This window comes from Mycobacterium heidelbergense, from assembly GCF_050205645.1.
Classification (GTDB): Bacteria; Actinomycetota; Actinomycetes; order Mycobacteriales; family Mycobacteriaceae; genus Mycobacterium; species Mycobacterium heidelbergense_A.
Genome location: NZ_JBNMQT010000009.1, coordinates 1 through 19,880, shown reverse-complemented (window position 1 = coordinate 19,880; position 19,880 = coordinate 1). Strand labels below are relative to the sequence as shown.

Sequence of the window (19,880 nt, the reverse complement as noted above, 5' to 3'; positions counted from 1 at the left end):
GGTCCCATTCTGCCGACACTCCGCTTTGACCACGCGCGTCAGCCGCGGATCAGGTCGGCCGCCTTCTCGCCGATCAGCACCGACGGCGCGTGCGTGTGCCCGCGGACGGTGCTGGGCATCACCGACGCGTCGGCCACCCGCAGCCCGAACACCCCCCGGACCCGCAACTGCGGATCCACCACGCTTGATTCGTCGCTGCCCATGCGGCAGGTGCCGAGCGGGTGATACAGGGTGTGGGAGTTGGTGGCGAGCGCGACCTCGAGGGTGGCCTCGTTCAGCTCGGTGCAACCGCGCGGCCGGGCGATGGGCCCGAGCAGGTCCTTCAAGGCGGGAGCCTCGGCGAACCGGGCGCATATCCGCAGGCCTTCCATCATCGCGGCACGGTCGACGCCGCCGGGATCCGACAGGTAGCGCGGGTCGATGACCGGCTTGTCCCGCGGATCGGCCGAGCGCAGCGTGATCTGGCCGCGGCTTTCCGGGGCGACCAGGATCGGCCCGAACACCACCCCGTGCCCCGGTGCCTCGACCAGCAGGCCCTCGTCGTAGAAGGGCGCCGGAGCAAAGATCAGCTCGAGGTCGGGAAGGTCCAGCTCGGGGCGGCTGCGGACAAATCCGTAGGCCTCGCCGACATTGGAAGTGAGCATGCCGCGACGCCGCAGCAGGTACTGGAGCAACTGTCCTGGCTTTTGCGCGTCGGCAAGGCTGTCGTCGGCGACGTCGAAGCCCAGCGGCGTGACCAGGTGGTCGAGCAGGTTCTGTCCGACCTCGGGTGAGTGGGCGACGGTGTCGATGCCGAGATCGGCGAGTTGGTCACGATCGCCGACACCGGAAAGCATCAGCAGCTGGGGGCTGTTGATGGCACCGCCGCAGAGCACCACTTCGCGGCGGGCGTGAGCGACGCATGGTTGATCGTGTTGCCGGCCGCCTCGTCGGAATTCGACGCCGACCGCGCGGGGTCCGTCGAACAGCACTCGGGTAGCGGTGGCACCGGTGAGCACGGTGAGGTTCTTGCGGCGCATGGCCGGCTTCAGGTAGGCGTCGGCGATGCTGAACCGGGTACCGCGGTGCTGGGTGACCACCGTTTCGCAAAAGCCTTCCGGCCGAGGCGAATTCGGTTGGGCCGGGGGAAATCCGCACTCACGGGTCGCGGCCAGCCAGGCGGCGGTCGCGGGCCGCGGGCTGCGTTGGCGGGAAATCTGCAGCGGCCCGGTGACCCCGCTGTCGTCGCCGCTGACGAAATGCCACGCAGCGGTGACGTCCTCGATACGACGGAAGTATCCGAGCACGTCGGCGAAGGACCATTGCGGCCCGGCTCGCACCGCCCACTCGTCGTAGTCGGCGGCGAATCCGCGCACCCACATCATGGCGTTCATCGCCGACGAACCGCCGAGCACTTTCCCTCGGGGCCAATAGATCTCGCGACCGTCGAGCTCCGGCTGCGGTTCGGTCAGGTAATCCCAGTCGATTTCGCTGCGGAACAGCTTGGAGAACGCGGCCGGGATCGGAATGAAGCGGTTCTTGTCCGGCGGCCCCGCCTCAAGCGCGACCACCGTGGTGGCCGGATCGCTGCTGAGCCGATTCGCGACGACCGCGCCGGCTGATCCGGTACCGACCACCAGGTAGTCACACTGAATGTCCATGGTGCACTCCCGTTTCGGGGTGAGTGTAAGACGCTCCCGACTGCCGACGGTGCTAAACGTTCAGATCGATGCGCTGCGCGCCCGTGACACCGTCGTAGCGGTCGGGACTGCATGTCAGCACGATCACCTGACCGTGGGCGCCCACGGTGTCGAATACCTGCCCCATCTTGGCCAGCCGATCCGGGTCGGTGAACCCCAGCGCGTCGTCGACGACTACCGGGACGGAGTCCTCCTTGGCGACCAGAGCCGCGCCGGCCAGTCGCGCCAGGATGCCGAGTTGCTCCTTGGCCCCGCCGGACAGGGATTCGTAGGGCACCGTGACGCCGTCCAGCGTTCGGCTGCGGATGCACAGATCGCTGTCGATGTCGACCTCGAATGTCGGGCCGAACACCGGACGGCCGAGCCGCTGCAGTTCCGTGCGGTAGGGCTCGACATAGCGCAGGCGGGTGGTGTCGCGGTGGCGCCCCATCACCGACCGCAGTAGCTCCGCGGCCCGGGCCCGCTGGCCGATCCGGGCGTGCTCGCTGGTGGCGTGTTCGAGTTCCGTCTCCGCCGCGTCGAGCTTGCCGTGGCGCCCCTCGCTGCCGATGACGGACAGTTCAATGCTGATCTCGCGCAGCGCGCCGGCGATGTCTTCATAGCGATCGTCCAGAGACTCCGCCGCCCGTTTGGCGTCGGCCAATTCCGCGGCCACTGCGTCGGGTGCCGCGGCGGCCAGTTCCTCGGCCAGCTGGGCGGCCTGCTGCTGCGCGGTGGTGGCGGCCCGCTGGGTCGACTCCGCCGACGCCGACAGATCCTCATCGCTCACCGACGCGCGCTCCTGGGCCAGCTGGTTGGTTGCCCTTTCGAGCTCGGCGCGTTGAGTTGCCGCCTTATCGATCAGAACCGTCGCGCGGGTGGATGTCTCGGCCAGCCGCGCCGAGGCCGCCACCGCGGCACGGCGACTGGTCTCGCAGTCTGCCTCCGTGGCCGCCCGCGCGGCCTCTGCCGCGTCGAGTTCACCGCGCGCGGCGGTGATGTCCACGGGTTGGGCCGGTTGGTCGGCACGCAATTGCGCCAGCCGCGAGCGCAGCTGGTCTACGTCTTCGTCGCCGCACAGGCCGGACAGCGTTGCGTTCAGCTGGTCGCGGCTGCTTAGCAATTCGCGGCGCCGTTGGTCGGCGGTTCGTGCGGCCGTGAGGTCGGCGACGCCCGCGGCGGCGAGCGCGGCGACCAGCTCCTGTTGTGCCGCAGCATGTTTGGCCTGAACATCGAGTGCGGTCGCGCCGGGCGTGATCCGCACGGTCAGGACCCCGGGAATGTCGACTTCGGTTGGGCCGGTGGCGGTGGTGGACCAGGTTTGACCCGCGGGCAACGTTATCCGTTGGTCGCCGAGGGCGAGCTCGAGGTCGGCGGCGGCGGTGAACTCGACCGCCGCCGAGATCGCGTCCAGCTGGTCGGCGCCGCGATCGACTGCGGCCGCGGCGCTTTCGATGCGATGCAGCAGCTCCTCGGTCATGACGACCGTGGCAAGCTCTTCGCAGACCCGATCGCGGTCACGCTGGATCTCGTCGATCCTGGCCATCCGGGTGCTCAACCGGTCGGCCTCCTCGAGGTCGGCGAACCGGTCGACGGCACGCCTCGCGGATTCGACGCGGCGTTGCAGCTCCGCCAGGGCCTGGTCGGCCTTCTCGGCCGCCGCCGCGGAAGCCCCGGCGTCGGCGCGTGCCGTCGACTCCGCATCGGCGGCTTCCTGCGCCTCGGCCTCGACGGCGGCAACAGCCGCGGTGCGGGTTTGGATTTCGGTGAGCAGCCGCGACCGTCCGCTGTGCGCGGCGGACGCCGCGGCGCAGGTCGCCGCCGCGGCCTCGGCGACGAGCTTGGCTTCACGCGCCTGGCGGGTGAGTTCCGCGATCTTGTCGGCGGCGGCCTGCGCGGCGGCCAACCGCGGGCCGGCGGTCAGGCGCAGCTGCGACAGCTCGGCCACTTCCTCAGTCAGAACGGCATGGCGCCGGACCCGCTCGTCGACCTCGGCGACCGCCGCCACGCATTCGGCGACCGCGGCCTCGGCGTCGGCCAGCCTGGAAATCGCGTTGGCCCACTCCCCGGTGGGCCGGCCGGTGGGGGTGAAGTAGCGCGCGTACTCGGTGTCGATCCGCTCGATGAGCAACGGCTCGGTGCCAGACAGCGCCGCGTCGGTGTCGGATTGCGCGGCCGCCACGTCGAGCGCGCGCGACAGCGCGTCGCAACCGGAGAGGTCCACCGCGGCGGTCGACGCGGCCTGCAGCACCCGCTGGGCGTGCCACAGGTCGTTGTCCACCGTCTCGGCAAGCATCGCCCGAACGCGTTCGTGCGCCTCGTCGCCGGTCAGCTGTTCGCGACGCGGCGCCAGCACCGTCAATTCCGTTTCGCACTTCTTGTGGAACCGTTTGTGGTAGACGAAACGATAAGCACCGCAGCTGATTTCGGCAGTAACCTCGGAGCCGACGTCGCTGTTGGTCGGCTTGACCTGCTTGACTTCCTTCTTCGTCGAACGGTCCCTGGATTCCAGCAGCAGATCCAGCGCTTCGATCATCGAGGACTTGCCGATCTCGTTGGCGCCGCTGACCACGACCACGCCGTGGTCGGGAAACTCGATCTCGCGGTGTGCGATGCCACGGTAGTTGGTCAGGACCAACCGATGCAGCTTCACGCGACGCCCCGATCGGTGAGCCGCAGCAATAGTGCCAGCGCCGCCTGCGCGTCGACCGCCGATTCGGCGTCACCCCCGCGCGCCGTGGCCACCAGCTCCTCGACGGCCGCGGCGGCGAACCCGCCGATGCCGAGGTCGGTGAATTCGCCGTCGGCGGGTATCACGGCCAGATCCGTGTGGCTGTCCCAGGTGCGCAGGTGGGCGAATAGCCGCGCGTATCGGTCCAGGCAGGCGTCCAGCGCGGCGCGGTCGGTGACGTTCAGCGAACCCGTCAGCGCCAGCCGCACCACGGTCCGGTCCTTGTCGGTCAACTGGTCGAGGTTCATGTCGAGGTCGGCGATGTCGCGGCTGGTGTCGACCTGGCGCTGCAACGTGACGAACCGCCAACGGCCGACGTGCCGGGACGTTACCGATACCTTGTGGTTTTCATCGATGTCGACGACCAGCACATGGCCGGGGTCGGATTCGACGTCGTCGAAGTTGGTGACTTCCGGCGATCCGGAATACCAGACTCGGCCGCTGTCGCCGACCTGGGTGAGCGAATGCTTGTCCCCCAGCGCCACATAGTGCAGCGCCCCGCGGGCCAGCGCGTCGTCAAGCCGTGCGAGCCGAATCAGCGAGGGCTTGTCTCGATCGGGGTCCAGCACGTCGACGCCGCCGTGGGCGACGAGGATGCGGGTGGCCGGGGCCGGGGTTAAGCCTTCGAGGACTTCGGCGACCAGGTCGGTGGTCGGGGCCTTGGACCGCCACGGCGCGGCCACGATCTCCACGCCGGGCCGCACCTGATGGATGCCGGATTCCTGGAGCACCACGACGTTGCCGGGGCGTTCGGCGGTGAACAGCGCGCTGGTGTAGACGGATGACGCGTCGAGCGGATCGTGATTGCCCGGCAGCAGATAGACCGGAATGCCTATGGCGCGCATGGCTTCCAGGGACTGGCCGATCACCTGCGGGGCAAGCTGATTGTGCTCGAAGACGTCACCGGCCACCACGACGAATTCGGCGCCCACCTCGGCCGCCAACGCCCCCAGGCCGGCCACCGCGTCGCGGCGGGCCGCGGAATACCGCGGCTGGGCGTCGCCGGCAAGGAAGTGCCTGGTCATGCCCAGCTGCCAATCGGCGGTGTGCAGGAATCGCATCCCGGCGGCCCCCTTTCCGAATTGCGTGGCTATCGAGGCACCGCGAGTTTAGGTCCGCACACCGACAAGTCGGGGGATGTGCACCGGCATGCCTCCGGGTGTGTGTTTTGATACCAGGCAGACGACTCTCAGCATGTGGTGATCGCTATGTACCAGGAGTTTCTCCCTGATCGGCGGCTTACGCCGTGGGTGGAATGCGGTTGGACGCGGTCCGGCTCGGCGCCTCGGTCCGTTCGGGTGATCCCGGACGGCTGCGTTGACGTGTTCGTCGGTCCGCGCGGCGACGTCACGATCGCCGGGCCCAGCACAGTCTTCTATGACCTGGCTGCCGACGAAGCATGCGTGCTGGCCGGTATTCGATTGCGGCCGGGCGCGGCGACGGCGGTCCTGGGACGGCCCGTCTCCGAGTTCACCAATCAGCATGTCATTCTCGATTCGGTTTTCGGTGTCCGCGGTAACCTGATCGCCGAGAAGGTGCTTGCCGCAACGACTCCCAGTCAGCGCGTGGCGGCCCTGCAAAACGTGTTAACCGGGTACTTCTCCGGCGCCGACCCTCTGATCGACACTGAGATCACCGGTGCGATAGCGATGATGCGGCGACACCCAGGCCGACCGGTGTCGAGCGTGGCCACTGCCGTCGAGCTCAGCGAACGACAGCTGCGCCGCCGGTTTGAAGCCGCTGTCGGCTACGGGCCGAAACGGTTTGGCCGGATCCTTCGATTCCAGCATCTGCTCGATTTGATCCACGGTCGTGGTGCGCGAATTCGCTGGCCGGAGCTGGCGGTTGAGGCGCACTACGCCGACCAGGCGCACATGATCAATGAGTGCCGGGCACTGGCGGGGATGTTGCCCACCGCGCTTCCCCGGGGCGTGTCCGTTTCGTCCAATACCAGCGCGCGTGGAACGTCTTAGCCTCTGGGACATGACGGACCCGAAAGCCATTGCGGTCGAGTCTTTCCGGCTGATCGAGACCGGCGAGGCGCAGCTGGCACAACGAATCATCGCATCCGACTATGTGAATCAGGAAGCCGATGACGACTCCGGCGACGTCGGTCGGCAGCTTCCCGGTCCCGCGGGATTTCTGGCTACCAGCCGATGGCTGCGCGACGCGTTCTCCGGTCTGCGTTTCGAACTGCGCGAGACCGTGGCCGAGAAAGGGGTGGTGATAGTCGCGGCCACAATGACCGGCAAACATACCGGAACGTTCAACGGCATCGAACCCACCCGCAAGGAGATCAGCCACGAACAGGTGCATATCTTCACGATCACCGGTGGCCGGATCACACATCATCGTGCAGTCCGTGACGACCTGGGCCTGCTGCTCCAACTCGGCTGGCGCCCCAGCGGCGCGCGCTGATCCTCGGTGTCATTTTCTGCCCGCGTCTGCACGGCGATCGCGCAGCACGGTCCCTTTGATCTCGACGCCTCAAACTAGTTGTGTCACTTCGGTTTCCGTAGTCCGACACACGGCCTTTCCCTCGCCGGCGAACCGATCGCGTATTCGACTACGCCGAGTGAAGCTCCCACGCGTGTCGTGCTCGGGCGGTATGAAACCCCCCTCGCCTTCCCACCGGTGGATCTGCTTGGCCGGAATGTCCGATAATTCATGATGCATGAGTACCGCACCGCTCACCTCGACGATGGTGACCTCTTGCTGGAAATGGGTGTGCAGCGACATGCCAGCGTGATCGGCTACCAAGGAACAATCGCGTGCAAGCCATTGTGTGTCGCGGTCGATGTCGCGATACTCGCTGATAGTCGACATCATGGCGGAATCCTCCTAATTGTTTTGTGCTCGTGCCCATCCGGGTTCCTTAGGACGAGCGGTTACTTCGCTTCAGCCGTGTGAACGCCGTAGGGAACGGCTTCCAGGAGTGTGACGGTGAGGGCCGCGCCGTTGGGCAGGGTGTAGGTGCGACGCTCACCGGCGCGTGCGCCTTCGATGGCGGCGCCGAGCGGGGACTGGTTGGAGTAGACGTCCATGTCACCGTGTTCGGCGCCGCGCACACTCAGCAGGAAAGTTTCGGTCTCGCCGGTGTCGTCGTAGCGGATGGTCAAAACCATGCCGGGTTCGGCAATCCCGTCATCGGGTGGATCCACACCGACGACGGCGTTGTTCATCACATCATGGATCCGTTGAATACGTGCCTGCCACGCTCGTTGCACGGCCACATTGTTTTCATCGATGTCACCGTCAGCGGCTGCGGCGCAACATAGCTCACGAAGGGTGGTCAGTTCCCTTTGGAGCCGCTCGTAGCCTTGCGGCGAAATCCACACGCGCGTTTGAGGGTTGGTCATGCCTGTTCCTTTCGTCGCGCGATAATGATGGTCATGGGTTGGCCCGAAGGGCGTTAGGTCCCCATTGAGCAGTCGCTATATATCCGTGGGATAGGCTGTGGCCCATGCCGTTTCGCCACATACATCCCACAGGGCACCGCCTTGAGCAGTGTCACGGGCCGCCCAGTCTCACCGGGAATTGCGTAGACGCGCTGATCGCCGGGACGCGCGCCTGCAATCATGCGGCCCAGCGGCGATGCCATCGAGTAGACCTTGATGCCGGCGGTGTCCACGTCAGGCCTGCCGAGCAGAAATGTTTCGGTGTCGCCGGTGTCGTCGTAGCGGACGGTCAACACCATGCCCGGTTCGGCGACGGGGTCGAAGACGGCGTCCGCACCTACGACCACCGCGTTGGTCAGTAAATCCTCGATCTCGCGGATGCGTGCTTGTCGCGCAGAGTGGCGCGCGAGGCGATTCGCGTCGTAATCCATGACGTCGTCGGGAACCTCGATGCCGCGGCGCGAGCGCTGCGCGGCAAGTTCGTCGTGCAGTCGGGTGTAGTCGTGGTGCGTCATTCGGATGCGTTGGATGGTGGTCATTGGATTGATGTCCTTTCGTATCGAGGGCGTCGCCAGGGGCGGGCCGCATGGGGCACCGCCCCTGACCACTCGGGGCACGTCATGGGCGAAATATTCGCTGCGGTCTTTGGCCCGCGTGAGTCGAAAAGTGCCGGCGGCCGCCTGATTCCATGGTGGATCGCGCAGGCGCCGCGCCGCTTGCTAGAAACCAACAACGGCGACGTCGCGCATTGTTGTGGCCCGACAAAGCTGTTGCCGCAGTGCCCGATAGCGACCACCGCGTGCGCGCGTCCTGACCTATCGTCGCTCGACGAGGCGGTCGAAGCTCTGTTGCCATTGGTCGTAGCGGAGCCGGTCAAGGGTAATTCTGGCGCGGGCGAATAAAGCGACCGCCATGAGGCTCATGGCCCACCAGGTCGCGGCTGCAAAGGCCACCGCCTCGGTGCGGGCAGTGTTGACCGGTCGGGCCACCGGATGGCCTTCACCATCTACCCAAATCTCAATGTTGTCGCCAATCTTGGCCGTCAGCGGTGCTATGACGTCGCCGGTGCGTTCGGCCCCGGAAGCAATCCATCGGGCGGGAACCGTCACGGTTGGGCTTTCAAGGTCCCGGCGAGGATGACTGTCCCCCGTGACAGTCGCGGTCACCGGGCTGCGAGTTTGGACCTGCTCGGCGTAGGTGCGGCTTCGAGAATCATGGACAGCGGTGCCCACGGCGGCACTGATAGGCACAGCAATCAGCGACACGATGACGACCAACACCAACATCAGTCCCTCCACCCGATCCGTGACGCGCACCAACGGGTTACGACCAAACAGCCGCACAAACAGCGTCCGCGGCAAGGGCACGGTGAAGGTCTCCATCGCGCCGTCATCGTCGGGTCGGCGATCGCCGATCCGCCGATGACCGGGATCTGAGGTGGACATCGAACGTTCCCATCGAAGAGCGGCTTTTGAGCTAGTGCGAGGCGGCCGAATACGAGCCGTCACTCGAACCTGACTTGGCAACACCCATGATGGTGTGAATCGCTGCCGCAAGCTTTGCCGCAGGCAGACAACCACGCTGCCGCGCTTTGTCAAGCTACGACAGCGCACTTGGTCAATCGGTGTCGATGGCCGCGAGTTCTATCATCATCGCCAGCCGCTTCCTGGCGTTGTCTAACGGCAGATCGGTGATCTCGGCCATCTTGCGCAACCGATAACGCACGGTGTTTTCGTGCACTCCCAGACGTTCACCAGCAGCGGTCGGGTCGCCCTGGGCCTCCAGCCATGCTCGCAGCGTGGCCAGGTAGTCGGTCCCGTTGGCTCGGTCATGGCGGCCTAGCTCGGCCACCGGCCCGCGCGATGGGGACCGGCCCGAGCGCGCCGCGGTGCGCAATCGCTGCAGCAGGATGTCAGCCCACGACTCGTCATAGACCGGAGGCGCCGCGCGGGGCGAAATCTCGTGCAGCGCCAAACATTCCTCGGCCTCATCGCGCGCGGCGGCGAGTTCGGTCACCTCAGCCACCCCGCTGATACCGGCCAACACCGTGGCCCGTTCGGGGAGGGCCGCCCCCAGACCGCTCACCCAGCGCCGCGCCGTCGTTGCCTCGTCCCCGGGAAGCACGGTGTAAACGGTGTTGCCTGCCAACGCGCTGCGGCCCGGACGTGACCAGCCGAAACCCATGGTCGCGCGCTCGAACGCGAGCAGCAGAGCAGCATCGCGGTCCGCGCCGACGAACGCTCGGAGTGCAATCACGCGCAATGAGCTGTGCGGCAAACCCAGCCGGCTGGCCACGGTGGCGGCATCGGCGGTGCCCTCCAGTAGACGGATCACCAGCTCGGATTCGACATGACGCTCCAGGTCCGCGCTGGCTCGTGAGCGAAGCAGATGCAGGGCCACTGTGCGCGCGCCGTCGGCCAGGGCGCTTAGAGCGCCGCCTTCCAGCGGCGCCGAGCACGCGACCCAAACCGACCCGATAAGTTCTCGTCCTGAGCGCACCGCCACCACCATCCGGCCAGACATGCCGCGCTCGTTGTCCTCCGCGACAAACAGCGGATCGTCGGAGTCCGCCAGATGCGCGAATACTCCACGGGCCTCGAACAATGCGCGCAGCCGCTCCGGTGTCTGTCGCTCGAGGATTGTCGCCACCCGCGCGGCGTCGGCATGCCGCTGCTGCCTCGAATACGCCAACACCCGCAACAGCCGATCGTGGATTACAACGGCACCGCCGATGACATCCGCCAGACTGTCCGCCAGCGCGAACAAATCGGTGGGACCGCGGCCGGACTCCGTCTCACGGCCCTCCATTACGAGTCCGTAGACAACCGCCGCGACTTCGCTCCAGGCCATCTCCTCGTCGAGAACCATGATCGCGAGAGCCGCGGACGCACCGTCGAAAGTGACCTGTTGGCCGTCGTCGCGCACCAGCACCACGACGGATCCAGCAGAGGCTGCCCACTGCACAGCTTGGGCCACCGTGTCGGCACCGATGGCCAACAAGACGTCGCCGACCACGGTGTGGTCACCCGCGGTCTCGTGGATAACCACGCTGCGTAATTCGGTCGATCGCGGCACAGACGACCACTTCAGGCGGACGCCGTAATCGCCCAGCACATTCACTAAGCGGTCCAACGTAATCACGAGCCGCTCCCCATACCATCGACCACAGCGACGTTGCCGTGACCGTTAACGAACTCTAGACACGACGCGTCATCGGCGACAGCTCTCAGGTTGGACTTCGAGCACTAACGTGGGTCGGGTGAATGGCCAACGCACCCTGCTGTTGATGCGGCACGCGAAGTCGTCGTACCCGGATGGCGTCGTCGATCACGACCGGCCGTTGGCGCCGCGGGGCATCCGCGAGGCCGGGCTCGCCGGCGACTGGTTGCGCGCCAACGTGCCCGCCATCGATGCCGTGCTGTGTTCGACGGCCACACGCGCCCGGCAGACGTTGGACAGGACGGGCATCGACGCCATGGTGCGATACAGCGAGCGACTCTACGGCGCCACCCCCGGCACGATGATCGACGAAATCAACGGGGTCGCCGACAGCGTCGACACCCTGCTCGTCGTCGGGCACGAACCGACCACGTCCAACGTGGCGATCGGCCTAGCGGGCGCCGAGGGCACCGATACGGCAGCGGTGCAACGCATTTCGGAGAAATTCCCGACGTCGGCGATCGCGGTGCTGACCGTGGCGGGCGACTGGAAACGCCTGGAACTCAACCGGGCCGCGCTGGTCGCCTTCGAGATACCGCGCTGACCTACGAGTTGGTGGCCAGCGTCAGCTCCATGAGCTTGATGGCCTGCCCACAGGCGTCGATGCCGGGCGCCTGGGGATTGACCCACCAGCCGACCACCCCCGCCGCATCGCTGGCCACTCCGCACGCGCCGTTGGGATCGTCGGGGCGCATCACAATCGAGTTGATGCCCGCGATCTGACGGCTCTCGACCTTGTACCTCAGGAAGTCAGCAACCTTGCGCTCGTTGCCGAGGCTGCCCTGTTCGAACCAGAACCGGGTGATGTCGATCAGTCCGGCGGGGTTGGCGGCCTGCCACCGGCAGATCGCGCCGACGAAGGTGCTCTGGATGTCAAGCGGATCGGCACCCACGGTCTTGGCCAGGATGTCGGAGGTCAGGACCTCGCATTCCTTCAGCAGGTTGGGGTACTGCTGCTGGGAGTTGTTGTTGGGGGACGGCCCGCCCGCCTTGATGGCTTTACCGCCGACCGACCGTGAACAACCAGTGGCCACCATCAGCGCGATGATCAACACGGCTACACCGCCGCGCACGCCTCTTCTGCTCATTTCGCGTTCGCAATCGACTGACGGGCCAGTTCTTTGGCTATGTCACACGGCGGCGGGAACGGTTTCTGACTGAAGCTGATCGACCATTCGATGAAGTCGTCCTGGAATTGGATGCCGACCTCGCACAGCGAGTCGCCCAGGTTCGGTTCGTTGCCGACGGCGATGAAACCGCCGTGGCCGTTGATGTTGATGTCATCGACGCTCGCCCGCGACAGCTCCTCGGTCTTGCGTTCGCGACCGATCGGGCTGCCGCGGTACCAGGAGAAGGAGAAGTGCGGGCCGAGAATGCCGCCGCCCGCCAGCCACTGGCACCCAACGGAGTTCCGGGCGGTATTGATCAGCCCGTTGACCTTGGTCAGTTCGGCCACCGTCTGATCGCCGACGCCGCCGCATTGCGGGAACATCGGCCCGTGGTGACCGTCCCCACTCCCAGGTTCCGTCGATGAAGTCGCGCCTGGTTTGTTGTCGCCGGAACTCGAGCACCCCGCAGAAATCAGGATCGTGGCCGACGCCGCGATGGCGAGCGCTGTCAGGTTACGCCGCACCGATACTCTGCTTCTTCTCAGCCTGCTGCTGGTCCACACGATGCCCCACACGATGCACTGTAGCGGCAGCCCCGCGGGTCAACCACCGACGCGCCCGCTGAGCTGGCAATTCAATGCCTTTGCCGGATGCGGCGCGAGCGCGCAACCCTCCGGCGGTGCTCGGGACCGGGACCCCTGCCATATGCGACAGTTACCAAATGCTCCTGGCACTGCTGCGCCAGTACATCCGGCCGTACCGTCGGCTGGTTGCGGTGCTGACGGTGCTCCAGATAGTCAGCACCCTGGCGACGCTTTACCTGCCGACGGTCAACGCGGCGATCATCGACGACGGCGTCGCCAAGGGCGATACCGCCGCCATCCTCAGCCTCGGCACGCTGATGCTCGCGGTCACGGGTGTGCAGCTGTTGTGTTCGGTCGGGGCGCTCTACGTCGGCTCGCGGACGGGGATGGGCTTCGGCCGCGACCTGCGCTGGGCGATGTTCGAACACGTCACTACGTTCTCCGAGCGCGACACCGCACGGTTCGGCGCACCGACGCTGCTGACCCGCAGCACCAATGACGTCCGGCAGATCCAATACCTGGTGCAGATGGGGGCGACGGTTCTGGTCACCGCGCCGATCATGTGTGTCGGCGGCATCTTCATGGCGATCCATCAGGAGGCCGCGTTGACGTGGCTGCTGCTGGTCAGCGTTCCGATCCTGGCCATAACCAATTACTGGATCATGTCGCACATGCTGCCGCTGTTCCGCAGGATGCAGAGCCTGATCGACGGCATCAACCGGGTGATGCGCGACCAACTTGCCGGGGTCCGCGTAGTGCGCGCGTTCACCCGCGAACGCTTCGAGCGCGACCGGTTTGCCCGAGCTAATGCGGCACTGTCGAATGCCTCGCTGAACGCCGGTAACTGGCAGGCGTTGATGCTGCCCGTGACCACGCTGACCATCAACGTGTCCAGCGTCGCACTGATCTGGTTCGGCGGGTTGCGCATCGATCGCGGCCAGATGCAGGTCGGCTCGCTGACCGCGTTTCTGGCCTACTTCACCCAGATCCTGATGGCGGTGCTGATGGCGACGATGACGCTGGTCATCTTGCCCCGGGCGTCCGTGTGCGCCGAACGGATCACCGAGGTGCTGTCCACCCGCCCGGCGATCGGCGATCCGCCGAGCCCCAAATTCCCGCGCGGCGGGATCACCGGAGACGTGCGCGTGCAGAACGCCACCTTCACCTATCCGGGCGCGGATCGCCCCGTGCTGCAAGACATCTCGTTCACAGCCTCCCCCGGCACCACCACGGTTATCGTCGGGAGCACCGGCTCGGGAAAGTCGACGCTGGTATCGCTGATTGCCCGGCTCTACGACGTGACGGCCGGCGCCGTCCTGGTCGACGACGTCGACGTCCGCGACTACCACACCGAGCGACTCTGGTCCGCGATCGGGCTGGTTCCCCAGCGCGGCTACCTCTTCTCCGGCACCGTCGAGGAAAACCTGCGTTACGGCAAGGCTGACGCGTCAGACGAGGAGATGTGGGAAGCGCTGCGAATGGCGGCCGCCGACGGATTCGTGCGGGCGCACGACGACGGACTGCGCATGCGCGTCGCCCAGGGTGGAATCAACTTCTCCGGTGGGCAACGCCAGCGGCTTGCCATCGCCCGCGCGGTCATCCGCCGCCCGGCCATCTATCTGGTCGACGACGCGTTCTCCGCGCTCGACGTGCACACCGACGCAAGGGTGCGCGACTCGCTGCGCTCGGTGTCTGCGAGCGCCACCATCATCGCTGTCACGCAACGAATTTCGACCGCCGCCCAGGCCGATCAGGTGGTCGTCGTCGACAACGGGATCATGGTCGGTTCGGGCACTCATGAATCGCTGCTGACCGACTGCCCCACCTACGCGGAATTCGCGGACTCGCAGTCCGTCGGCGCCGGGGTCGGGGACGCACAATGACGGCGGTCACCAATAGGCCCACCCGGGGTGTCGCGGCGGCGCCGGCCGCCCGGTCCCGCGATTTCTGGGGTTCGGCGACCCGGCTGGTGAAACAGCTTGCGCCGCAACGACGGCTGGCCACCGCGGTGATCTTCCTCGGCATCACCGGCACGGCGATCGGCGTCGTCGTTCCGCGAATCCTCGGCCATGCCACCGATCTGCTGTTCAACGGCGTGATCGGCCGCGGTCTTCCGGCCGGCATCACCAAAGCACAGGCCGTCGCGGCGGCCCGCAGCCGCGGCGACACGGGCTTCGCCGATCTGCTGTCGGGGATGAACGTGGTGCCGGGCAAAGGGGTCGACTTCGGCGCGGTCGCCCGTACGCTGACGGTGGCGTTGGCGCTGTATCTGGTTGCGGCGCTGCTGATTTGGGTACAAGCGCGGCTGCTGAACCTCACGCTGCAGCGCACCATGGTGGCGCTGCGTTCCCAGGTCGAGGACAAGGTGCACCGACTGCCGCTGGCCTACTTCGACGGACGGCAGCGCGGTGAGCTGCTCAGCCGGGTCACCAACGATATCGACAACCTGCAATCTTCGCTGTCGATGACGATCAGTCAGCTGCTGACGTCGATCCTGACCATCGTGGCGGTGCTGGCGATGATGGTGTCGATCTCGCCGCTGTTGGCGCTGATCACATTGCTCACGGTGCCGGTCTCGTTGCTGGCCACGCGCGCGATCGCGCGCCGTTCGCAACGGCTGTTCGCGGCCCAGTGGAAGAGCATCGGACGGCTCAACGCGCACATCGAGGAGACCTACAGCGGGTTCACGATCGTCAAGACGTTCGGCCACCAGGCGGCAGCGCGCGAGCGGTACCGCCGGTTCAACGACGACGTCTACCACGCCAGCTTCGGTTCCCAATTCTTCTCCGGCCTGGTGGCACCGGCGACGACGTTTGTCGGCAACCTGGGATACGTCGCGGTCGCCGTGATGGGCGGGCTGCAGGTGGCCACCGGACAAATCACCCTCGGCAGCATCCAGGCGTTCATCCAATACGTGCGGCAGTTCAACACTCCGCTGAGCCAGGTCGCCGGGATGTACAACACCCTGCAATCCGGAGTCGCCAGCGCCGAGCGGGTGTTCGAGCTGCTCGACGAGCCGGAGGAGACGGGGGCCCCCGAGCCAGTTCCCGAGCCGGCCGGGCCACGCGCCCACTCAGGCCCGAGCGGGCGGGTCGAGTTCGAGCGCATCAGCTTTGCCTACCGTCCGGGCACCCCGGTCATCGAGGACCTGTCGCTGGTCGCCGAGCCCGGCAGCACGGTGGCGATCGTCGGACCGACCGGCGCCGGCAAAACCACCCTGGTGAACCTGCTCATGCGGTTCTACGACGTCGATTCCGGCCGGATCCTCGTCGACGGTGTCGACATCACCACGATGAGCAGGCAAACACTGCGATCGCGCATCGGCATGGTGCTGCAGGACACCTGGCTCTTCGACGGGACGATCGCGGAGAATATCGCCTACGGGCGGCCCGAGGCCGGCGAGGACGAGATAGTGGAAGCCGCCAAGGCGGCCTACGTCGACCGTTTCGTGCACACGCTGCCCGCCGGCTACCAGACCCGGGTCGGCTGGGACGGCGGCAACCTCAGCGCCGGCGAGAAGCAGCTCATCACCATCGCCCGCGCGTTCCTTGTCCGCCCACAGCTGTTGATTCTGGACGAGGCGACCAGCTCGGTCGACACCCGCACCGAGGCGCTCATTCAGCGCGCCATGTGTGAGCTTCGCCAGGATCGGACGAGTTTCATTATCGCGCACCGTCTTTCGACAATCCGCGACGCCGATCGCATTCTGGTGGTGCAGTCCGGCCGGATCGTCGAACAAGGCAATCACGCCGAGCTGCTGGCCCGCCGGGGCGCCTACTACGCGATGACCCAGGCCTTTTCCGAATCCACGAACTGCGCATCAGAATGACGGAAGGACCGGTAAGCGCGATGGCGGACAAACGTCTCGAATTCGGCCTGCTCGGGCCGTTGGAGATGAGCGTTGACGGCGCATTGGTGCCGTTGGGCACGCCCAAGCAGCGAGCGGTGCTGGCCATGCTGCTGATCAATCGCAACAGTCCGGTGGGCGTCGACCGGCTCATCACCGCCTTGTGGGAGGAGCGGCCCCCGTCGGGCGCACGGGCAAGCATCCACTCCTACGTGTCCAACCTGCGCAAGCTGCTCAGCGGCGCCGGGATCGATCCGCGAGCGGTGTTGGCGGCGGCGCCCCCGGGTTACCGGCTCAGCATCACCGAGGACGCCTGCGATCTCGGACGGTTCATCACCGAGAAAACCGCGGGCGTGCACGCCGCCGCCGCCGGCCGCTTCGAACAGGCCAGCCGGCACCTGACGGATGCGTTGGGTCAATGGCGTGGACCGGTACTCGACGACTTGCGCGACTTCCAGTTCGTCGGCACCTACGCCACCTCGCTGTCCGAGGAAAAGATGCTCGCCCACACCGCGAAGGCCGAAGCCGAGCTGGCTTGCGGACGGGCGGCGAACATCATCGCCGAGCTCGAGGCGCTGACCGCCGAACACCCCTACCGCGAGCAGCTGTGGGCCCAGTTGATCACCGCCTACTACCTCACGGACCGCCAATCCGACGCGTTGGCCGCCTTTCGCCGCGTGAAAACAACGCTTGCCGATGACCTCGGCATCGACCCCGGCCAAACCCTCCGCGATCTCAACGAGCTCATCCTGCGCCAGGATCCGTTGGACGCCAAGAAATCGGCCAAAACCACCGCCGTCGGCACGGTCACCGTGCTCGACCAGCGCACCCAGGTGCCGGGCCAGAAAGCCGTCGCGTATCTCGATGAAGCGTCGGGACGCCGCTACCCGCTGCTGGCGGCGGCGACCCGGATTGGGCGGCAAAGCGACAACGACATAGTCCTCGATGGCGCCAACGTCAGCCGGCACCACGCCGTCATCGTCGACACGGGCACCAGCTACATCCTCAACGACCTCCGGTCGTCGAACGGCGTGCACCTGGGGCACCAGCGGATCCGCGCGGCCGCCACCCTCAACGACGGGGACCACATCCGCATCTGCGATCACGAATTCACGTTTCGGATCGGCGGGGGCGACAAAACCGGCCAGACCACCCAGGTCTAGGCGCGACGCCGAATATCGCCGAATATGCTTGCCGCACACGGTTTTTCTCTCGCGGCCCAAATATTTAGGCGGCGCGGTGCCGCTTTGCGGCCAGGCCGCTGACAACCACCACACGGCTTTTCGGGCGTGCGGCGCTTTCGCCCGTGTCCGGCCGTATGGTCGCCGGGCCGTAGGCCGGCTGTTATAGGTGGATCTGGGCGATTCTGGGCAAACTTGTTGGTATGGTCGGCGGGTCTGGGGTTGGTTTGGAGGATCTGGGATGAGTGAGGGTCAGGCCTCGCGGGTGGGGTCGATGTTTGGTCCTTATCACCTCAAGCGGCTGTTGGGCCGTGGTGGCATGGGTGAGGTGTATGAGGCCGAGCACACCGTCAAGGAGTGGACGGTGGCCGTGAAGTTGATGTCGGACACCTTTAGCCGCGATCCGGTGTTTCGTGAGCGGATGAAGCGTGAGGCCCGTATTGCCGGGCGTTTGCAGGAGCCCCATGTGGTGCCCATTCATGATTACGGCGAGATCGATGGGCAGATGTTCATGGAGATGCGCCTGATCGAGGGCACCGATCTCGATAGTGTGCTCAAGCGGTTTGGTCCGTTGACCCCGCCGCGGGCGGTGGCCATTATCGCCCAGATCGCCTCGGCGCTGGATGCCGCTCATGCCGCGGGGGTAATGCATCGAGACGTCAAGCCGCCCAACATCTTGGTCACGCGTGACGATTTTGCCTATCTGGTCGATTTCGGGATCGCCAGTGCGACCACCGATGAGAAGCTGACCCAGTTGGGCACGGCGGTGGGTACGTGGAAATACATGGCGCCGGAACGGTTTTCCAACGATGAGGTCACCTATCGCGCCGATATCTATGCGCTGGCGTGTGTGCTGTATGAGTGCTTGACCGGTTCTCCGCCGTATCGGGCCGACAGTGCCTCCACGTTGGTCACCGCGCATCTGATGCAGCCCATCCCCCAGCCCAGCAGCGCACGCTCGGGCATCCCCAAGGCCCTCGACGGCGTGATCGCGCGGGGCATGGCCAAAAAACCCGAAGACCGCTTCGCCAGCGCCGGCGATCTGGCCCTAGCCGCCCACGAAGCCCTCTCCGACCCCGACCAAGACCACGCCGACAACATCCTGCGCCGCAGCCAAGAAGCCACCCTGCCCGGCACACCGTCGCCTGCCGCGACATCCCCGAACCCGCCGGCGCAAGACGCGCCTCCGCCGAATGCGGGCGCCGCCGGGCCCCCTTCCGGTGCGACGCCGCCCGCACAACCCGGGCAGGCCTGGGGGCCACCCAGTGGCCCGGTGCCCGCGGCCGGCCAGCCCGCCGCAGCGCCGTTTTACCAAGCCGCCGGTCCGAACTGGGGCACTCCCACGCCCCAACAACCCTGGAACCAACCACCCAAACCGAAACGCAACCCCTGGCCCCTCGTCGCCGCCGCGGCGGCGCTGGTGGTCGTCCTCGTCGGCGCCGCCATCGGCATCGCGATAGTCATGGGCGGCAACGACGACAACAACCCGCAGGCGCACAGCACCACGACGACGGCGCCCACCACCACCACGAGGACGTCGCGGTCCACCACCACCACGACCCCGGGCGGCGATCCCCAGGGCAAGCTGCTCAGTCAGCTGCCCGTCGGCTACGCCAGCGGCACCTGTACCCCGACCACGCCGAAGCCGAACAGCATCTGGGTGAACGCAGTGGCCATGGTCGATTGCGGGCAGAACACCAACCCGGGCGGCCCGTCTCGCGCGGTGTACGGACTGTTCGCCAACGCCGATGTCCTGAAGAAGGCGTTCAACGACGACATCGCCGCCGGGCAGCTGATGAACTGCCCCGGCGGCGGACCGTCGCCTGATAGCTGGCACTACGACAAGAGCCCGACGGTGACCGCCGGCATGGTCGCGTGCGCAACCTACAAGGGTCACCCGAACGTGGTGTGGACCAACGACGCCAAACTAATGCTCTGTGACGTCTTCGGGGATCCCCCGACAATCGAGGACCTGCACGGGTGGTGGGAGAAGTACGGCTGACCCATTGCGCGGCAACGGATACCGGCACTCGGCTACGGGCGGTATGGTCGGCGGGTCTGGGGTTGGTTTGGAGGATCTGGGATGAGTGAGGGTCAGGCCTCGCGGGTGGGGTCGATGTTTGGTCCTTATCACCTCAAGCGGCTGTTGGGCC

General features: G+C 66.4%; 18 protein-coding genes. 8 read left to right on the top strand and 10 right to left on the bottom strand.

The genetic code is table 11. The features are described 5' to 3' along the window. Positions 1–38: 38 nt before the first annotated feature. The 3 genes from ACQI5H_RS12110 to ACQI5H_RS12100 are packed head-to-tail and all read right to left on the bottom strand — an operon-like array spanning position 39 to position 5,450. Positions 39–1,640 carry a GMC family oxidoreductase gene (locus ACQI5H_RS12110; RefSeq protein ID WP_427079617.1) on the bottom strand — a complete coding sequence of 534 codons (1,602 nt, stop codon included), beginning with the start codon at positions 1,638–1,640 and terminating at the stop codon, positions 39–41. 52 nt (positions 1,641–1,692) lie between these two features. Beyond that, a complete protein-coding gene (locus tag ACQI5H_RS12105) occupies positions 1,693–4,311 on the bottom strand; it encodes an AAA family ATPase (RefSeq protein WP_427079616.1) in 2,619 nt (872 codons plus the stop codon). After that, positions 4,308–5,450 (bottom strand): metallophosphoesterase family protein, encoded by a 1,143-nt coding sequence (locus ACQI5H_RS12100; protein ID WP_427079615.1) that lies wholly within the window; start codon positions 5,448–5,450, stop codon positions 4,308–4,310. Before ACQI5H_RS12100 ends, ACQI5H_RS12105 begins: the two co-directional genes overlap by 4 nt. Positions 5,451–5,585: 135 nt before the next feature. Here ACQI5H_RS12100 and ACQI5H_RS12095 point away from each other — a divergent pair, with 135 nt between their 5' ends. Together ACQI5H_RS12095 and ACQI5H_RS12090 are read left to right on the top strand one after the other, a co-directional pair. Next, entirely contained in the window at positions 5,586–6,362 is a 777-nt protein-coding gene (locus ACQI5H_RS12095; protein WP_427079614.1) for an AraC family transcriptional regulator, read from the top strand. A 10-nt stretch (positions 6,363–6,372) separates the two neighbouring features. Continuing rightward, positions 6,373–6,807 carry an ester cyclase gene (locus ACQI5H_RS12090; RefSeq protein WP_427079613.1) on the top strand — a complete coding sequence of 145 codons (435 nt, stop codon included), beginning with the start codon at positions 6,373–6,375 and terminating at the stop codon, positions 6,805–6,807. Between the two features lie 69 nt (positions 6,808–6,876). On the opposite strand, the gene ACQI5H_RS12085 is transcribed toward ACQI5H_RS12090, so the two are convergent. From ACQI5H_RS12085 to ACQI5H_RS12065, 5 genes are all read right to left on the bottom strand, one after another. Continuing rightward, entirely contained in the window at positions 6,877–7,218 is a 342-nt protein-coding gene (locus tag ACQI5H_RS12085; RefSeq protein WP_427079612.1) for a hypothetical protein, read from the bottom strand. A gap of 59 nt (positions 7,219–7,277) precedes the next feature. Beyond that, on the bottom strand, positions 7,278–7,748 hold the full coding sequence (locus ACQI5H_RS12080) for a GreA/GreB family elongation factor (RefSeq protein WP_427079611.1): 471 nt from the start codon (positions 7,746–7,748) through the stop codon (positions 7,278–7,280). Positions 7,749–7,801: 53 nt separating this feature from the next. After that, the gene (locus tag ACQI5H_RS12075) at positions 7,802–8,326 is read right to left on the bottom strand and encodes a GreA/GreB family elongation factor (protein WP_427079610.1); all 525 of its coding nucleotides are present in this window, start codon (positions 8,324–8,326) and stop codon (positions 7,802–7,804) included. 276 nt (positions 8,327–8,602) lie between these two features. After that, positions 8,603–9,232 carry an Rv1733c family protein gene (locus ACQI5H_RS12070; RefSeq protein ID WP_427079609.1) on the bottom strand — a complete coding sequence of 210 codons (630 nt, stop codon included), beginning with the start codon at positions 9,230–9,232 and terminating at the stop codon, positions 8,603–8,605. 172 nt (positions 9,233–9,404) lie between these two features. After that, positions 9,405–10,928 (bottom strand): PucR family transcriptional regulator, encoded by a 1,524-nt coding sequence (locus ACQI5H_RS12065; RefSeq protein ID WP_427079608.1) that lies wholly within the window; start codon positions 10,926–10,928, stop codon positions 9,405–9,407. A gap of 118 nt (positions 10,929–11,046) precedes the next feature. Here ACQI5H_RS12065 and ACQI5H_RS12060 point away from each other — a divergent pair, with 118 nt between their 5' ends. Next, positions 11,047–11,550 (top strand): SixA phosphatase family protein, encoded by a 504-nt coding sequence (locus tag ACQI5H_RS12060; protein ID WP_427079607.1) that lies wholly within the window; start codon positions 11,047–11,049, stop codon positions 11,548–11,550. A 1-nt stretch (position 11,551) separates the two neighbouring features. Here ACQI5H_RS12060 and ACQI5H_RS12055 read toward each other — a convergent pair whose 3' ends face one another. Then, entirely contained in the window at positions 11,552–12,094 is a 543-nt protein-coding gene (locus ACQI5H_RS12055) for a DUF3558 domain-containing protein (RefSeq protein WP_427079606.1), read from the bottom strand. Further along, positions 12,091–12,639 (bottom strand): DUF3558 domain-containing protein, encoded by a 549-nt coding sequence (locus ACQI5H_RS12050; protein WP_076059710.1) that lies wholly within the window; start codon positions 12,637–12,639, stop codon positions 12,091–12,093. The genes ACQI5H_RS12055 and ACQI5H_RS12050 overlap by 4 nt, the downstream gene beginning before the upstream one ends. Positions 12,640–12,836: 197 nt before the next feature. On the opposite strand from ACQI5H_RS12050, the gene ACQI5H_RS12045 reads away from it, so the two are divergent. The 5 genes from ACQI5H_RS12045 to ACQI5H_RS12025 form a co-directional block, all read left to right on the top strand. Beyond that, positions 12,837–14,582 carry an ABC transporter ATP-binding protein gene (locus tag ACQI5H_RS12045; RefSeq protein WP_427079605.1) on the top strand — a complete coding sequence of 582 codons (1,746 nt, stop codon included), beginning with the start codon at positions 12,837–12,839 and terminating at the stop codon, positions 14,580–14,582. After that, complete coding sequence (locus tag ACQI5H_RS12040) at positions 14,579–16,528, top strand: ABC transporter ATP-binding protein (RefSeq protein ID WP_427079604.1); 1,950 nt, start codon at positions 14,579–14,581, stop codon at positions 16,526–16,528. The genes ACQI5H_RS12045 and ACQI5H_RS12040 overlap by 4 nt, the downstream gene beginning before the upstream one ends. Continuing rightward, positions 16,525–17,709 (top strand): ATPase/transcriptional regulator EmbR, encoded by a 1,185-nt coding sequence (gene embR / locus ACQI5H_RS12035; protein ID WP_427079603.1) that lies wholly within the window; start codon positions 16,525–16,527, stop codon positions 17,707–17,709. Before ACQI5H_RS12040 ends, embR begins: the two co-directional genes overlap by 4 nt. Positions 17,710–17,968: 259 nt before the next feature. Beyond that, positions 17,969–19,729: a protein kinase domain-containing protein gene (locus ACQI5H_RS12030; protein ID WP_427079602.1), complete on the top strand. Its 1,761-nt coding sequence runs from the start codon at positions 17,969–17,971 to the stop codon at positions 19,727–19,729. An 81-nt stretch (positions 19,730–19,810) separates the two neighbouring features. Next, on the top strand, positions 19,811–19,880 hold a 70-nt coding region (locus ACQI5H_RS12025; protein WP_427079799.1), incomplete at its 3' end, for a hypothetical protein.

What these genes read in the sequence shown, in the direction of transcription:
- ACQI5H_RS12070 (WP_427079609.1), bottom strand. Translation starts at nt 9,232, where the DNA reads ATGTCCACCTCAGATCCCGGTCATCGGCGGATCGGCGATCGCCGACCC.
- ACQI5H_RS12055 (WP_427079606.1), bottom strand. Translation starts at nt 12,094, where the DNA reads ATGAGCAGAAGAGGCGTGCGCGGCGGTGTAGCCGTGTTGATCATCGCG.
- ACQI5H_RS12045 (WP_427079605.1), top strand. Translation starts at nt 12,837, where the DNA reads ATGCTCCTGGCACTGCTGCGCCAGTACATCCGGCCGTACCGTCGGCTG.
- ACQI5H_RS12040 (WP_427079604.1), top strand. Translation starts at nt 14,579, where the DNA reads ATGACGGCGGTCACCAATAGGCCCACCCGGGGTGTCGCGGCGGCGCCG.
- ACQI5H_RS12075 (WP_427079610.1), bottom strand. Translation starts at nt 8,326, where the DNA reads ATGACCACCATCCAACGCATCCGAATGACGCACCACGACTACACCCGA.
- ACQI5H_RS12100 (WP_427079615.1), bottom strand. Translation starts at nt 5,450, where the DNA reads ATGCGATTCCTGCACACCGCCGATTGGCAGCTGGGCATGACCAGGCAC.
- ACQI5H_RS12085 (WP_427079612.1), bottom strand. Translation starts at nt 7,218, where the DNA reads ATGATGTCGACTATCAGCGAGTATCGCGACATCGACCGCGACACACAA.
- ACQI5H_RS12110 (WP_427079617.1), bottom strand. Translation starts at nt 1,640, where the DNA reads ATGGACATTCAGTGTGACTACCTGGTGGTCGGTACCGGATCAGCCGGC.
- ACQI5H_RS12030 (WP_427079602.1), top strand. Translation starts at nt 17,969, where the DNA reads ATGAGTGAGGGTCAGGCCTCGCGGGTGGGGTCGATGTTTGGTCCTTAT.
- embR (WP_427079603.1), top strand. Translation starts at nt 16,525, where the DNA reads ATGACGGAAGGACCGGTAAGCGCGATGGCGGACAAACGTCTCGAATTC.
- ACQI5H_RS12090 (WP_427079613.1), top strand. Translation starts at nt 6,373, where the DNA reads ATGACGGACCCGAAAGCCATTGCGGTCGAGTCTTTCCGGCTGATCGAG.
- ACQI5H_RS12080 (WP_427079611.1), bottom strand. Translation starts at nt 7,748, where the DNA reads ATGACCAACCCTCAAACGCGCGTGTGGATTTCGCCGCAAGGCTACGAG.